This window comes from Salmonella sp. 32020114201800008SM, from assembly GCF_017572025.1.
In the GTDB taxonomy this organism is placed as follows: Bacteria; Pseudomonadota; Gammaproteobacteria; order Enterobacterales; family Enterobacteriaceae; genus Salmonella; species Salmonella enterica.
In genome coordinates this window covers 300,024-315,393 of record NZ_JAGEQM010000001.1, presented here as the reverse complement: position 1 = coordinate 315,393, position 15,370 = coordinate 300,024, and the positions used below count along the sequence as shown (strand labels likewise).

The following is a 15,370-nucleotide window of genomic DNA, read 5'->3' as shown; positions in this document are numbered from 1 at the left end:
CATCATCACTTTAGCAACACAGGCTTAGCTTCCGGGCCGTGCGCGCCCGAAGCCAGATTTCCATATCCTCCTCAACTTAAAGACTAAGACTGTCATGAAAAAGACGAAAATTGTTTGTACTATCGGTCCGAAAACCGAATCCGAAGAGATGTTAAGCAAAATGCTGGACGCGGGCATGAACGTGATGCGTCTGAACTTCTCTCATGGCGATTATGCAGAACACGGTCAGCGTATCCAGAACTTGCGCAACGTGATGAGCAAAACCGGTAAAAAAGCCGCTATTCTGCTTGATACTAAAGGACCAGAAATCCGCACCATTAAACTGGAAGGCGGTAACGACGTTTCGCTGAAAGCGGGTCAAACCTTCACTTTTACCACCGACAAATCCGTGGTCGGTAATAATGAAATCGTTGCCGTCACCTATGAAGGCTTCACCAGCGACCTGAGCGTTGGCAACACCGTCCTGGTTGACGATGGTCTGATCGGTATGGAAGTGACCGCCATCGAAGGCAATAAAGTCATTTGTAAGGTGCTGAACAACGGCGATCTGGGCGAGAACAAAGGCGTTAACCTGCCGGGCGTTTCTATTGCTCTGCCGGCGCTGGCTGAAAAAGACAAACAGGACCTGATCTTCGGTTGCGAACAGGGCGTTGACTTTGTTGCGGCGTCCTTTATCCGTAAACGTTCTGACGTTGTCGAAATTCGCGAGCATCTGAAAGCCCACGGCGGCGAAAACATCCAGATTATCTCTAAGATCGAAAACCAGGAAGGCCTGAACAACTTCGATGAAATTCTCGAAGCTTCCGACGGCATCATGGTTGCGCGTGGCGACCTGGGCGTAGAAATCCCGGTTGAAGAAGTGATTTTTGCGCAGAAAATGATGATCGAAAAATGTATCCGCGCACGTAAAGTCGTGATCACCGCGACTCAGATGCTGGATTCTATGATCAAAAACCCGCGTCCGACCCGCGCAGAAGCAGGCGACGTTGCGAACGCCATCCTCGACGGTACGGATGCGGTTATGCTGTCCGGCGAATCCGCAAAAGGGAAATACCCGCTGGAAGCCGTTTCTATCATGGCGACCATCTGCGAACGTACCGACCGCGTCATGAACAGCCGTCTGGACTACAACAACGACAGCCGTAAACTGCGCATTACGGAAGCAGTATGCCGCGGCGCGGTAGAAACCGCCGAAAAACTGGAAGCGCCGCTGATCGTGGTAGCGACCCAGGGCGGTAAATCCGCTCGCGCCGTGCGCAAATACTTCCCGGACGCCACCATCCTGGCATTGACCACCAATGAAGTGACCGCCCGTCAGTTAGTACTGAGCAAAGGCGTGGTATCGCAGCTGGTGAAAGAAATCAATTCTACTGATGATTTCTACCGTCTGGGCAAAGATGTCGCCCTGCAAAGCGGCCTCGCCCAGAAAGGCGACGTCGTAGTGATGGTCTCCGGCGCGCTGGTTCCAAGCGGCACCACTAACACCGCCTCTGTTCACGTACTGTAATAATTGTTGTGTGAATTAATTTGTTTAAAAAAGCGCCCTTCCGGCGCTTTTTTTATTTAATCGATAGCCACTATTAATAAAAAAATCAAATCGGATTTTACTATCTAATTGCGGATTATCTAAGAAGAATCCGATGGAAGCCCCCTGTTTTCTTTCGGTTTTTTAGGGACTTTCATGCATTTCGATGCTTCTTTGAGCGAACGATCAAAAATAAGTGCATTCCCATCAAAAAAATATTCTCAACATAAAAAAGTTTGTGTAATACTTGTAACGCTACATGGAGATTAACTCAATCTAGAGGGTATTAATAATGAATCGTACTAAACTGGTACTGGGCGCGGTAATCCTGGGTTCTACTCTGCTGGCTGGTTGCTCCAGCAACGCTAAAATCGATCAGCTGTCTTCTGACGTTCAGACTCTGAACGCTAAAGTTGACCAGCTGAGCAACGACGTGAACGCAATGCGTTCCGACGTTCAGGCTGCTAAAGACGACGCAGCTCGCGCTAACCAGCGTCTGGACAACCAGGCTACTAAATACCGTAAGTAATAGTACCTGCGTAATAAAAATGGCGCACATCGTGCGCCATTTTTTTTACCCACATAACCACACAAAGTATAATGTTATTGTTATGAACCGTACTAACCATCTGATCTTAGGTGCAGTAGTTCTGGGTTCCACGTTACTGGCAGGTTGTTCAAGCAACGCTAAAATCGATCAGTTGTCTTCCGATGTACAGACGCTGAGCGCTAAAGTTGATCAACTGAGTAATGACGTAAATGCAATGCGTTCCGACGTTCAGGCTGCTAAAGACGACGCAGCTCGCGCGAACCAGCGTCTGGACAACAAAGTAGTATCCCACGTCCGTAAGTAATTTGACGCACGATATAAAATGGCGCACATCGTGCGCCATTTCTTTACCCACATAACCACTCATAATATAAGGATATTATTATGACCCGTACTAACAAGCTGATCTTAGGTGCAGCAGTTCTGGGTTCCACGTTACTGGCAGGTTGTTCAAGCAACGCTAAAATCGATCAGTTGTCTTCCGATGTACAGACGCTGAGCGCTAAAGTTGAGCAACTGAGTAATGACGTAAATGCAATGCGTTCCGACGTTCAGGCTGCTAAAGACGATGCTGCTCGCGCGAACCAACGTCTGGACAACAAAGTATTCCGCATCTGTAAATGATTTGACGCACGATATAAAATGGCGCACATCGTGCGCCATTTTTTTGTCCGTCGTTTGCTGCGAAGGCTACTGCGTGACGCGCGTTTGCCCCTCTTCTCCGACAAAACCGTTCTGAGCGGATTCGACTGCGGTCGTATTTACCGCTGGCGTCTGCCCGGCGCTCACGCTGACTGGATATCCGGCTCGCCGGTATAGCGCCTTATCGACCAGGCGACTATCCACCCCTTGTGCGTTTCTGAACGCGGTAAATTCCGCAGGCAACACATAGGGCATTGTCTGCACGTTTTGCTCTTCTTCCGGCGATAGCGGCCTGTGTACCTCTACATAACGAATGCCATTCGGCTCGACAGAGAATTTCACTGGCTGGTTAATCACTTTTACCGGCGTCCCCGTTCTGACCTGCGCAAATAACGCTTTGATGTCCGGCGCGTTCATGCGAATGCAACCGGAACTCACGCGCAGACCCACGCTATCCGGCGCGCTGGTGCCATGAATGAGATATTCCCCATTACCGTGCGCCAGACGCAGCGCATAGCGTCCCAGCGGGTTATTTGGCCCGGCAGGGATCACCGGCGGCAGCGTGATCCCCCGCTCAAGCGAACGTTGGCGTATGCCCGCCGTCGGCGTCCACGTCGGGTTGGGGATCTTTTGCCCTATCCGGGTGTCCATGACGGGAGTTTCCAGTCCCTGCAAACCGATGCCGATGGGATACACCTGAACGCGGTTTTCTCCCGGCGGGTAATAATACAACCGTAGCTCCGCGAGGTTGACGATAACGCCTTCCCTGGGCGCATCCGGCAATAGCATCTGCGAGGGAATGGTAATTAGCGTACCGGGCTTAGGCACCGGCGCAATCGTATTGTTCGCTTCAAGAATGAGCATCGCCGCCGTATCAAAACGCCGGGCGATAGCCTGCAGGTTTTTATCACCTTCCTGTACGGTATAGGTTTGATTCTGACCAATAAGACGGCTGCCTTCGGGCGGTAATGGATAATCAACCGCCCAGGCTGCCTGTAACGCGCTATACGCGCCGATAATAGTTAGCGTAATGAAAGACGCACGTTTCATACCAAACCTCCTGTATTCCTGGTGATGCCCTCTGCGACGACTGGTAGCGCTTCGCTTATCAGAACAACAAAATATACGCTCTGTCCACTCTGGATAAAGCGACGTCGCCGTCCGACAAAGGATTTGACATCAGGTAGAACGCTGTCTGTACAGTTTAGCTAAAAGTGGCGGCCTTAGCGCGAATTGCGCGAATCATTGCTTCCAGCCCCTGAGAACGAGAAGGCGTGAGGTGCTGCGTAAGCGCCATTTTTTCGAACCATGGCCGGACATCAAAATGCACAATATCCTGCGCCGTCATTTGGTGGTACAAAATAAATACCACCGCCATAAGGCCCTTAACGATCGCCGCGTCGCTGTCGCCCTGCAATTCGATAATGCCGTTGGCGTTTCGCCGCATCACGATCCACACCTGGCTCTGACAGCCATGAATCGTATTTTGCGGATTACGATCCTGCGGATTTAACTCCGCCAGGCGCTGCCCCAACTCAATAATATATAAATATTTCTCTTCCCAATTAGCGCAACGCGTAAAGTTACGCAGCAGTTTTTCTTTATCCGGTAGCGCAGCCATAAAACCTCACTGTTATCCCAATAAGCGGTGGATACGCGTTAATCCTGCCACCAGTCGGTCCACTTCTTCATGGGTGTTATACATCGCCAGCGAAGCCCGGCACATTGCCGGCACGCCATACCAGGCCATGAGCGGCATTGCGCAGTGATGTCCCGTTCGTACCGCGATACCGTAATTATCAAGAAAGCTGCCGACGTCGTAAGCGTGGTGTTTACCCAGATTAAACGCGATGACGCCCAACCGCTGCGCCGGGCCATATAGCGTGATATCAGGCACCTGCGCCAGTTGCTCCAGCGCATAGCGCATCAGCATCTGCTCATAATCGCCAATCTTATCCAGTCCCAGCGACGTCACATAATCAATCGCCGCGCCGAGACCGATGATGCCGCCAGTATTCGGCGTTCCCGCCTCAAAACGCCAGGGCGCTTTCGCCCATGTCGTTCCCTGCGTCAGGCTGACGGTCGAGATCATCGACCCGCCCCCTTCCCACGGCGGCATTTCTTGCAGCAACGCCTCTTTAACATACAGAATGCCGATGCCGGTCGGCCCGTAAAGTTTATGGCCGGAGAAAACGTAAAAATCGCAGTCCAGCGCCTGGACGTCAACAGCATGGTGCATCACGGCCTGGGCGCCATCCACCAGCACTTTCGCCCCATGCTGGCGCGCCAGCGCAATCATGTCCGGCAGTGGGTTTTCCGTCCCCAGCACATTGGAAACATGGGTAATGGCCAGCAGTCGGGTCCGGTCATCGAACAGCGCAGCTAAGGTCTCCAGCCGCAGCGTACCGTCAGGATGCAATGGGATCACGCGCAGTTCAGCGCCTTTGCGCTCGCACAGCATCTGCCAGGGAACGATGTTGGCGTGATGCTCCATCTCGCTGATGATAATGTTATCCCCGGCGCGAATATTTTCCGTTCCCCAACTGTTGGCGACAAGGTTAATGCCCTCCGTCGTACCGCGCACGAACACCAGTTCTTCTGCGGAGCGGGCGTTAATAAACCGCGACGCCTGCTTACGCACATTCTCCATGCTTTCGGTCGCCTGCGCGCTTAACGTATGGATACCCCGATGTACCGCAGCATAGCCGTGACGGTAGAAGGCAGATTCAGCATCAATCACCTGATTAGGTTTTTGAGCGCTGGCTGCGCTGTCCAGGTAAGCCAGCGGCAGGCCGTTAACTTCACGCTGCAGTATGGGAAAATCCGCCCGTACTTTTTCTACAGGAAATGTCATACCAGGCCTCCGGGCAGTCGCTGGCCGATTCGCGCCAGCACCTGCTGTTTAAGGGCGCTATCATGGATAGCTTCCGTTAACTCTGCGGCAAACGCGTAAAGAATCATGTGCCGCGCCTCCTGCTGCCTGATGCCGCGTGATTGCAGATAAAACATCTGCTCATCGTCAATACGCCCGATCGTCGCGCCGTGGCTGCACTTCACGTCATCGGCATAGATCTCTAATTGCGGTTTGGTATCGACTTCAGCCAGTTTTCCCAACAACAGGTTATTATTGGTCATCTGGCCGTCGGTTTTAATGGCGTGTTGCGCCACGTTAATCAGGCCATTAAAGACCGCGCGTCCTTTGTCGCTGACGATGGTCTTGTGCAACTGGCGGCTGTTACAGTAGCCTTTGTTATGTTCCAGCCATGTCCGCGTATCGCAGACTTCATTTTTCACCGGCATCGCCAGACTATTCAGTCGAAGCGTCGCGTTTTCACCATTCAGTTGTGAGCTGCTGTGGTGACGTAGTACTGCGGCGCCCAGCAGAAAACTGTGGCTAAACGCCGAGGCGTCTGTCGCCAGCAGAAGATCGTTATGCGCAAAGTGATAGCTGGACGCATTTTCAAACGCCAGTTTGATATGACGCAGTTGCGCATTGTCTGCAACGTTCATCGTCAGACGCGCGCCGGTAAAATGTTTTGCCGCTGTAAGGCTGACATAATGCTCAATAACCGTCGCTTCCGCGCCTTCCGCCAGCGCCAGATGGTGGCGATAATGCGCGGTGTTCAGCTCGTCGCCATCCACGCCCTGCGTGATATGCATTAACAGTAGCGGCCTGGTCGGACGCTGATTTCGCCGTACCTGTATATACGTGACACATTGCGCCAGGCTTTCCGTCAGATGCAGAAAAACCTCGGGATGTACCGGCGCGGCAAGCGTCTGGCGCTCATCCCTGACGCTAACGTCAAATCCGCTGTTTTGCGTGCTATCACTGAGCTCTGGCATAAACCGACCATCGACAAACACCAGCCGCACGGCATCGATTTGCAGCGCCAACGCATCACGCTGTGCGGCGCTGATAGTCGCACACTGCTGGATAAACTGGCTATGGGTTAAGCCCTCCAGCGGCGTGTATTTCCAGTCTTCATGTTTACGCGTCGGCAATCCCAGACGTAACATCTGTTGTAAATGTTGTCTTGCCTGCTCAGTTCGACTTTCTCTTTTTTCCTCAAAGAGATGCTGCCATTGCTGTAGCGCTTTACTGCTGTTCGGTAAGCCAGCCATAACCCTGCTCCTCCAGTTGTTTGACCAGAGTAAAATCGCCGGATCGGACAATTCGCCCCTGATAGAGGACATGGACGTAATCGGGTTTGATATAGTCCAGTATGCGCTGATAGTGGGTCACGATAATAAAAGCGCGTTTATCGTCGCGTAACGCGTTGACGCCTTCCGCCACAATTTTCAACGCATCGATATCCAGTCCGGAGTCCGACTCATCAAGGATGCACAGTTCCGGCTCCAGCACCGCCATTTGCAAAATATCATTGCGCTTTTTCTCCCCGCCGGAAAAACCGACGTTTACCGAACGGGTCAGCAAATCTTCCGGCATTTTCAGCAATGCGATCTTCTCTTCCATCAGATCCTGAAAATCAAAGCGATCCAACGACGCCTGCCCGCGGTAGGCGCGCACGGCATTCAGCGCGGTTTGCAGGAAAAACTGGTTACTGACGCCGGGGATTTCTACCGGGTACTGGAAGGCCATAAAAATCCCTTCGCCCGCCCGTTCCTCCGGCGACAGTTCAAGCAGATCTTTACCTTTGAACGTAACCGAGCCGCCGGTGACCTCATAATCTTCACGTCCCGCCAGAGTGGCGGAGAGCGTGCTTTTCCCGGAACCGTTCGGCCCCATAATGGCATGAACTTCGCCGGGGCGAATCTCCAGATTCAGGCCACGCAAAATCGCTTTTTCTTCCACACTGACCTGTAAATCTTTAATGCTTAACATGGTTTTTCCTTCATCATTAACCGACGCTGTGCTCAAGGCTAATCGCCAGCAGTTTTTGCGCTTCAACGGCGAACTCCAGCGGTAGTTCCGAGAAAACGTCTTTGCAGAAACCGTTGACGATCATCGAAATAGCGTCTTCTTCGCTGATGCCGCGTTGCAGACAATAGAAAAGCTGATCTTCACCGATGCGTGATGTTGTCGCCTCGTGCTCCAGCTGCGCGCTGTTATTGCGGCATTCAACATACGGGAACGTATGCGCGCCGCAGTCCGCGCCAATCAACATGGAGTCGCATTGGGTGAAATTTCGGGCGTTGGTTGCCGTCGGCATAATTTTTACCAGCCCACGGTAGCTGTTCTGGCTGTGGCCGGCAGAAATGCCTTTTGAGATAATGGTTGAGCGCGTGTTTTTACCGATATGGATCATTTTGGTGCCGGTGTCAGCCTGCTGATGTCCACTGGTCAGCGCAACGGAATAGAACTCGCCGATAGAATTATCACCGCGCAGGATACAGCTCGGGTATTTCCAGGTAATCGCCGAACCGGTTTCCGACTGGGTCCACGACATCTTGCTGTTTTCCCCTTCGCACAACGCCCGCTTGGTCACAAAGTTCAGAATGCCGCCCGTGTTGTTGTCGCCCGGGAACCAGTTTTGTACGGTGGAATATTTTACTTCAGCATCTTTATGGATGATGACTTCCACTACCGCGGCGTGGAGCTGATAACTGTCGCGTACGGGCGCGGAGCAGCCTTCGATATAACTCACATAGCTGCCTTCATCCGCCACCAGAATCGTGCGCTCAAACTGACCGGTTTTTTCGGCGTTAATGCGAAAATAGGTGGATAACTCCATTGGGCAACGCACGCCTTTGGGAACATAGATAAATGTCCCATCGGAAGCGACTGCCGCATTCAGCGCGGCAAAAAAGTTATCGTTCCCCGGCACGACGGTGCCAAGATATTTCCTGACCAGGTCAGGGTGATCGTGTATCGCCTCGCCAAAAGAACAGAAAATAATGCCCTGTTCCGCCAGTTTTTCACGGTATGTGGTCGCTACGGAGACCGAGTCAAAAATCGCATCGACGGCGACCTTTTTCCCTTCGCGAACTGGAACGCCAAGTTGCTCGAAGGCGTCTTCAACCTCTTTACTCAAAAAGGTATTCGCGCCCGTTTGCTGTACGGCTCCCGGCTGGGAAACGCAGTTATCGTCGCAGTTTCCGCATGATGGCGCAGAGTAATAGCTGTAGTCCTGATAGTTCAGTTTATCGTAGTGCGCTTTCAGCCAGTGCGGTTCATCCATGTCCAGCCAGGCTCTATAGGCATTGAGACGAAATTCCAGCATCCACTCAGGTTCGTTACGCTTTGCGGAAATCGCGCGCACCACCTCTTCGCTAATGCCTTTTGCCAGTTCATCAGTGGGTAGTTGCGTGAAAAATCCTTCTTTGTAATTAAGGCGTCCGCCTGTCCAGATGCCGACCTCTTCCGTTGCTTCAGTGTTACGAGACATAGTACCGCCTATACCCCAAAACTTTCGCCGCAGCCGCATTCATTCTGGGCTTTGGGGTTATGAAATTTAAATAACTGGTTCAGCCCTTCCTGTACGTAATCCACTTCTGTTCCGTCAATAAAAGGCATCGCCTGTAACGGTGCGAAAAGCTTTGCGCCTTCGGCTTCAAAAACCAGATCGTCTTTATCCGGCTCCCGAACGGTATCCAGAACATAGCCAAATCCGGCACATCCCGTCTGTTTTACGCTTAACCGCACGCCCAACATGCCCGGCTGCTTTTCTGCCAGCTCACGTATGTGCGCTGCCGCCGCTGGCGTTAGCGTCAGCCCTTGCCAGGGGAAGTCCTCCGGGTTAAACGTGTCTGAATGCAATTCCATAGAGTTACCTCGCGTTCTAAATCACCAGGATATAACAGCATGTTAGTGATAATGATTATCACTTCAACCCCTTAACCGCAGGGGCTTTCCAACAAATGGTCATATTGAGCGCCTTTTATTAAGCATAGACCCTGTCCGCCAGGTCATACGACAGACAAAAAACAACTTAACTTTTTGATAAGTAATGGTTTATAAGATATTAACCGTTCTGACAGGTCAAAAACGAAAAGATGTATAGAAAATGACTATTTAATTAATAGGCTGTCGACATTGCCGGGCGGCGAGGTCAGAACCCCATTTTTTGTATGGATACCTGGCGTTGCGCTCTTTATAATCCGCTGCGGTTCTATAACTCAGTTTGAGCTATAGGTTTATGTAAACTCTTTCCGGCATTTCAGGTGCTGAATGAGGCAAGAGGCTTAAAATATGGTTGTTACGCTCGCGTATATCGTACTTTTTTTGGTTTTCTCGTGGGTCATCTTGAGAATTAATCAAAAAAGCGATTCCCTGTCGAAAAGCGTTTTTATCGCTATCTTTTTAGGGGCTGTTATTGGTTTATCCCTACATTTTATTTCAGCAAATCACACTAAAACTATTATCGAATGGTACAGCATCGTCGGCAATGGTTACGTCCACCTGCTAAAACTGGTCGCTATACCGCTAATTTTTATTTCTATTCTTTCCGCCATCAATAAACTGGAAAATAGTGCCGGCATCGGAAAAATGTCGCTGACGATCGTCGGATGCATGTTATGCCTGGTGATGGTTGCCGGTTTTATCGGATTACTGACCGCTCATGTGCTGGGGCTTGACGCCAGCGCTTTTGTGCACATGCCGTCAATGTTAACTACAGAAGAAGTCAATAAGACTGCCGCGGTGTCGATTCCCCAGTTAGTGACATCGCTGATCCCGACTAATATTTTTCTTGATCTTACGGGAGCCAGAAGTGTTTCCGTTATCGGCATCGTTATCTTCACGCTAATAGCGGGGATCGCCCTGTTAAAGGTCAAAAAAGAGGCGCCGGAAGAAGGTCAGAAATTAAGCGCAGGCATTAACGCTATTCAGATCTGGGTCATGAAGATGGTACGTATCGTTATTGCATTAACGCCCTATGGCGTCATGGCATTAATGACCACCGTATTTTCATCATACCGCCTTGAACAATTCGCCAGCTTACTTGGTTTTATCGGCGCCTGTTACATCGCGATTTTCATGATGTTTATCGTGCACGCCATCTTGCTGATCCTCAGCGGTAATAATCCAGCGCGTTATTTCAGAATGGTGTGGCCCGTCTTAACCTTTGCGTTTGTTTCCCGCAGCAGCGCAGCCTCTATTCCGCTGGCCATTTCCGCCCAGGAAAAATTTGGCGTACAAAGCACCATTGCCAATATTTCCGCCTCGTTTGGCTCCAGTATGGGGCAAAATGGCTGCGCCGGGATTTATCCGGCTATTATGGTAGCGATGATTGCACCCACCATCGGCATCGATCCGCTCTCGCTGCATTTTCTGGCCGCGATGTTGCCTGCCATTGCGCTAGGGTCTATTGGCGTAGCCGGCGTCGGCGGCGGTGGTACGTTCGCGGCGCTGATTGTCCTGTCGACGTTGAATTTTCCCGTTGCGCTGGTCGGTATTTTTATTGCCATCGAACCTATCGTTGATATGGCCCGCACGGCACTGAACGTTAACGGATCGATGATGTCAGGTGTGCTGGCTAACCGTATTTTGAATAATCATACGGCTGACGACATGCCGGCGGTTATTGACAGACCTTAGTTTTTTACGCGCCCGGAAAAGAAAAACCCTTAAGTCTGTTCAATACAGGCTTAAGGGTTCCGGCCCCATCCGGCGCTTATCTCCGGCACTCTTAATGGCTTAGCTCTTGAAGGGGCATAAGAATAATCTCATAAAGAACGCGCGCCTTTTTAGCACAAATGGCGATCTGTATTTTTTTTAAACAAAATCAAGGGGGTTATCTATTATCTGGGGACAGTGTCTGGTGAGATTGCCTGGTAACATAGCCGGATGGCGGCTAACGCCTTATCCGGCCTACACAGACTTTATTAATGCACGCCCAACCGCCAGGCGAAATAGATCTCTTCTTTCAGTTCGGTTGCAGAGAGGGTGAGGAGATCGGCAAACTCTAACTCCAGCTGTTTTAAACGCTTCAAATACTGCGCGGGAGAAAGTTCGGTTTTATCACGGCGTAAAAATTCAATCGCCAGTTGGGTTGGGTCTAAATCAGTAGACATATCATCCTCGCTTATGTGTAAACGTGCACAGTATATCACCTTTTTCTGCGCACATTTTGACCAAAAGCAATATGCATCACACTTTTATGGTGACAACGTCACACAATCGCCGTAGTAAGGCGCGAAGAACAGCACAGACGTCCCTGTTCATCAAAGATCTCTATCTGCCAGACCTGATGGCGAGCCCCGGTATGCAACGCTTTACAGACGCCTCGTACGCGCCCCTGACGCGCCGACCGTACATGGTTGGCATTCACCTCCAGCCCCACCACCTTTTGCTCCCCCTGCGTACACAGATAACCTGCGACCGAGCCGATACTTTCCGCCAGCACCACAGACGCTCCGCCATGCAGCAAGCCGAACGGCTGTTTGGTGCGATGATCGACGGGCATTGTCGCTTCCAGCGTATCGTCCCCAATACGCTCAAAGCGGATATCAAGCAGGCCAACCATATTTCCTTCCCCCATCGCATTAAGCGCATCGAGGGTCACTTCACGTTTCCAGATCAACCTATAATCTCCAGTAATGCCTGCAACGGGTGACGCACGCCCGTACCTTCAATGCGTTTAACCTGGCTTCGGCAGGAATAGCCGGTTGCCAGGCAGCGGTTTCGCGGTAGACGTTGCATCGCCTGATGCCAGGATAGCTCATAAATTCCCAGCGAATTTTTATGATTGGTGAGTTCATGTCCATAAGTGCCCGCCATACCGCAGCAGCCTACGCTGACATTTTCCAGCTTCGCGCCAAAATGGGCAAAGATGGCGGCCCACTGCGCAGGCGCGCCGGGTAAAGCCGTGACTTCCGTACAATGACCAAAAAAGTACCACGGTTCGCCGCTCACCTCGACGGACAGTCTTGCATTTATTTCCTGCGCCAGCCATTCATTCACCAGCAACACATGAAAATCGCCGCGCTGTTCACCCAGCGCCAGTTTGTATTCGTCGCGATAACACAGAACCAGCGCCGGATCGACGCCCACCATCGGCATCCCCAACGCGGCGATCCGATTAAGGAACTCAGAGGTTTTTTTCGCCGTTTTCGCAAAGCGATTAAGAAAACCTTTAATATGCTGCGCCTTACCATTCGGCGAGAACGGTAACAATACCGGCCTCCTGCCCAGTTTTTCCGCCAGGCGGATAAAGTCCGCCACGACCCGGGCGTCGTAGTAGCTGGTAAACGGATCCTGAACCACCAGTACCGTTTTCGCTTTTTGCTCGGCGCTCATGCGTTCCAGTTGCTCAAGCGTCATATTGGCAGACGGATGGCCCACCAGTTGCTGTTGCAATGAAGGGGCAGAAAGCAGAGGTAAATCCACCATACCGATATGTTTTTTCGCCAGATTGCGAACCACCGGTTGGTTAATAAAAAAGTTAAAGGTCTTTGGCGCACGCGCCATCAGCGGCGCATAGGTCTCGACCGTCGCCACCAGATGATCGCGTACCGGGCGCAGATAACGCGTATGGTAAAGCTGTAAGAAACGTGAACGAAACTCCGGAACATCGATTTTAATCGGACACTGGGTCGTACAGGCTTTACACGCCAGACAGCCGGACATGGCCTCTTTAACTTCATGGGAAAAGTCATACTCGCCTTTGCGTTTGTGCCAACTATTCCGGGTGCGGGCAATCAGCGTGCGTAAGCTGGCGCGTTTTTCTGGCAACTCCTTTTCCAGCTTCAACGGATCGACGCCGCGATCGGCCAATAGACGGAGCCATTCCCGCACCAGCGTCGCCCGCCCTTTCGGCGAGTGGATCCGGTTAAGGCTAATTTTCATCGACGGGCACATCGGGCTTTTCGCATCGAAATTAAAGCACAGGCCGTTACCATTACACTCCATAGCGCCGCGCCAGGTCTGCCGTACCGCCAGCGGAATTTGCCGATCCCAGGTGCCGCGTTTTACCGCATCCACCTTCATCATCGGCGCCTCTATCCCCTGCGGCGGACAGATTTTACCCGGGTTAAGTCGATTATGCGGATCAAAAGCCGCTTTTATTTTGCGCAGCTCGCCATACAGGACTTCACCGAAAAAGGCCGGGCTGTATTCCGCACGAAAACCTTTTCCATGCTCGCCCCACAACAGCCCGCCGTATCTGGCGGTCAGCGCGACGACCTCATCGGAGATCTGTTTCATCAGCAGTTCCTGCTGCGGATCGCACATATCCAGCGCCGGACGCACATGCAGCACCCCGGCATCCACGTGGCCGAACATGCCGTAACTTAAGCCATGACCATCCAGCAGAGCGCGAAATTCGGCGATGTAATCGGCCAGATGTTCAGGCGGCACGCAGGTATCTTCCGCGAAAGGAATCGGTTTGGCAGCGCCTTTCGCATTACCCAGCAGCCCTACCGCTTTTTTACGCATCGCGTAAATACGCTCAATACCCGTCAAATCGGTACAAAGTTGCCAGCCGATCACGCCCGCTTCCGCACGTGCCATCAGGCCATCCAGCCGGTGGCACAGAGCCTCGACCTGTCCGTCAATAAGCGCTTCATCGTCACCCGCGAATTCCACGATATTCAGGCCAAGCATTTCTTTATCCGGCACATCGGTAATCAATTCGCTAACGGAGTGCCAGACAATATCTTCCCGCGCGAGGTTAAGGACTTTGGAATCGACCGTCTCGACGGATAAGGCGCGCGCATCAACCATAAAAGGGGCGTTACGCAGCGCGGAATCAAAGGAGTCGTATTTTACATTTACCAGACGGCGGACTTTGGGTATCGGGGTAATATCCAGCCGGGCTTCAGTAATAAACGCCAGCGTCCCTTCCGACCCCGTTAAGATGCGGGTAAGATCGAAGCGGGTCATGTCATCGTTAAAGACGTGGCGTAAATCGTAGCCTGTCAGGAAACGATTGAGCTTTGGAAAGCTATCGAGGATAAGTTGACGGTTTTCCAGGCAGGACTGATAGACGGTCTGATAGATGCGGCCTGGCATCGTCGTGTTTTCACCCAGCGTCCGGGCAAGCTCTACGGGCATCGATTGCGTGTCAAGGATATCGCCCCCCAACAATACGGCCCGTATGCCTAAGACGTGATCTGACGTTTTTCCATAGACCAGCGAACCCTGACCGGAGGCATCGGTATTAATCATACCGCCAAGCGTGGCGCGATTACTGGTGGAAAGTTCCGGCGCAAAAAAATAGCCATACGGCTTTAACGCTTGATTAAGCTGATCTTTTATCACTCCCGCCTCTACCCGCACCCATCCCTCTTCAGGATTAATTTCAATAATGCGGTTCATATAGCGGGACATATCAACAATAATGCCCTGGTTTAGCGCCTGGCCATTCGTGCCAGTACCGCCGCCTCGAGGGGTAAATATCAGCGACGTAAAGCGCGGCTCCGCCGCCAGACGGGCAAGAAGCGCGACATCCGCCGTAGAACGGGGAAACACAACAGCATCGGGAAGAAGCTGGTAGATACTGTTATCGGTCGACATTGTCAGACGGTCGGCATAGCTGGTTGCCGTATCGCCCGTAAACCCTTGCTGCTCCAGCGCCTGCAAAAAATTGAGCACCAGCTGAACGACGCCGGGTGCCTGAGAAATTTGTGGAATCATTATATTGACCTTTTCCTGCGGTCTATGTTGTGAACGGTGGCGCCCAACCCGGCGAGCGCGAGCGGTCTACGCACAGGAAGGGATGCTTAATCGTTTGCGTGTTGCGTTATTTGTTGTA

General features: G+C 51.9%; 15 protein-coding genes. 5 read left to right on the top strand and 10 right to left on the bottom strand.

Translation table 11 applies throughout. The features are described from left to right. Positions 1 to 94: 94 nt before the first annotated feature. From pykF to J4613_RS01595, 4 genes are all read left to right on the top strand, one after another. Positions 95 to 1,507, top strand: coding sequence for a pyruvate kinase PykF (gene pykF, locus J4613_RS01610; RefSeq protein ID WP_000751447.1), 1,413 nt, complete (start codon positions 95 to 97; stop codon positions 1,505 to 1,507). 310 nt (positions 1,508 to 1,817) lie between these two features. Continuing rightward, the gene (gene lpp / locus J4613_RS01605) at positions 1,818 to 2,054 is read left to right on the top strand and encodes a murein lipoprotein Lpp (protein WP_001082307.1); all 237 of its coding nucleotides are present in this window, start codon (positions 1,818 to 1,820) and stop codon (positions 2,052 to 2,054) included. 82 nt (positions 2,055 to 2,136) lie between these two features. Then, positions 2,137 to 2,379, top strand: a complete 243-nt coding sequence (locus tag J4613_RS01600; RefSeq protein WP_111742546.1) for a major outer membrane lipoprotein — start codon at positions 2,137 to 2,139, stop codon at positions 2,377 to 2,379. Positions 2,380 to 2,459: 80 nt separating this feature from the next. Continuing rightward, positions 2,460 to 2,699 carry a major outer membrane lipoprotein gene (locus J4613_RS01595; RefSeq protein WP_017465453.1) on the top strand — a complete coding sequence of 80 codons (240 nt, stop codon included), beginning with the start codon at positions 2,460 to 2,462 and terminating at the stop codon, positions 2,697 to 2,699. A 66-nt stretch (positions 2,700 to 2,765) separates the two neighbouring features. On the opposite strand, the gene J4613_RS01590 is transcribed toward J4613_RS01595, so the two are convergent. The 7 genes from J4613_RS01590 to sufA form a co-directional block, all read right to left on the bottom strand. Continuing rightward, positions 2,766 to 3,767, bottom strand: a complete 1,002-nt coding sequence (locus J4613_RS01590; RefSeq protein ID WP_000817060.1) for a L,D-transpeptidase family protein — start codon at positions 3,765 to 3,767, stop codon at positions 2,766 to 2,768. Positions 3,768 to 3,921: 154 nt separating this feature from the next. Beyond that, a complete protein-coding gene (gene sufE / locus J4613_RS01585; RefSeq protein ID WP_000729469.1) occupies positions 3,922 to 4,338 on the bottom strand; it encodes a cysteine desulfuration protein SufE in 417 nt (138 codons plus the stop codon). 12 nt (positions 4,339 to 4,350) lie between these two features. Next, positions 4,351 to 5,571 (bottom strand): cysteine desulfurase SufS, encoded by a 1,221-nt coding sequence (gene sufS / locus J4613_RS01580; protein ID WP_000143859.1) that lies wholly within the window; start codon positions 5,569 to 5,571, stop codon positions 4,351 to 4,353. Further along, entirely contained in the window at positions 5,568 to 6,839 is a 1,272-nt protein-coding gene (gene sufD / locus J4613_RS01575; RefSeq protein ID WP_000907941.1) for a Fe-S cluster assembly protein SufD, read from the bottom strand. The genes sufS and sufD overlap by 4 nt, the downstream gene beginning before the upstream one ends. Then, complete coding sequence (sufC, locus tag J4613_RS01570) at positions 6,814 to 7,560, bottom strand: Fe-S cluster assembly ATPase SufC (RefSeq protein WP_000948902.1); 747 nt, start codon at positions 7,558 to 7,560, stop codon at positions 6,814 to 6,816. The genes sufD and sufC overlap by 26 nt, the downstream gene beginning before the upstream one ends. Positions 7,561 to 7,576: 16 nt before the next feature. After that, on the bottom strand, positions 7,577 to 9,064 hold the full coding sequence (sufB, locus tag J4613_RS01565; protein WP_000089376.1) for a Fe-S cluster assembly protein SufB: 1,488 nt from the start codon (positions 9,062 to 9,064) through the stop codon (positions 7,577 to 7,579). Positions 9,065 to 9,072: 8 nt separating this feature from the next. After that, positions 9,073 to 9,441, bottom strand: a complete 369-nt coding sequence (gene sufA / locus J4613_RS01560; protein WP_000418970.1) for a Fe-S cluster assembly scaffold SufA — start codon at positions 9,439 to 9,441, stop codon at positions 9,073 to 9,075. Positions 9,442 to 9,867: 426 nt separating this feature from the next. Here sufA and J4613_RS01555 point away from each other — a divergent pair, with 426 nt between their 5' ends. Beyond that, a complete protein-coding gene (locus J4613_RS01555; RefSeq protein ID WP_031622116.1) occupies positions 9,868 to 11,214 on the top strand; it encodes an L-cystine transporter in 1,347 nt (448 codons plus the stop codon). A gap of 287 nt (positions 11,215 to 11,501) precedes the next feature. Here the strand turns inward: J4613_RS01555 and J4613_RS01550 are convergent, their stop codons facing one another. From J4613_RS01550 to J4613_RS01540, 3 genes are all read right to left on the bottom strand, one after another. Beyond that, complete coding sequence (locus J4613_RS01550) at positions 11,502 to 11,690, bottom strand: YdiH family protein (RefSeq protein ID WP_001537749.1); 189 nt, start codon at positions 11,688 to 11,690, stop codon at positions 11,502 to 11,504. A gap of 98 nt (positions 11,691 to 11,788) precedes the next feature. After that, the gene (gene menI, locus J4613_RS01545; protein WP_000637930.1) at positions 11,789 to 12,199 is read right to left on the bottom strand and encodes a 1,4-dihydroxy-2-naphthoyl-CoA hydrolase; all 411 of its coding nucleotides are present in this window, start codon (positions 12,197 to 12,199) and stop codon (positions 11,789 to 11,791) included. Then, complete coding sequence (locus J4613_RS01540; protein WP_015405972.1) at positions 12,196 to 15,252, bottom strand: FAD-binding and (Fe-S)-binding domain-containing protein; 3,057 nt, start codon at positions 15,250 to 15,252, stop codon at positions 12,196 to 12,198. Before J4613_RS01540 ends, menI begins: the two co-directional genes overlap by 4 nt. Between the last annotated feature and the right edge of the window lie 118 nt (positions 15,253 to 15,370).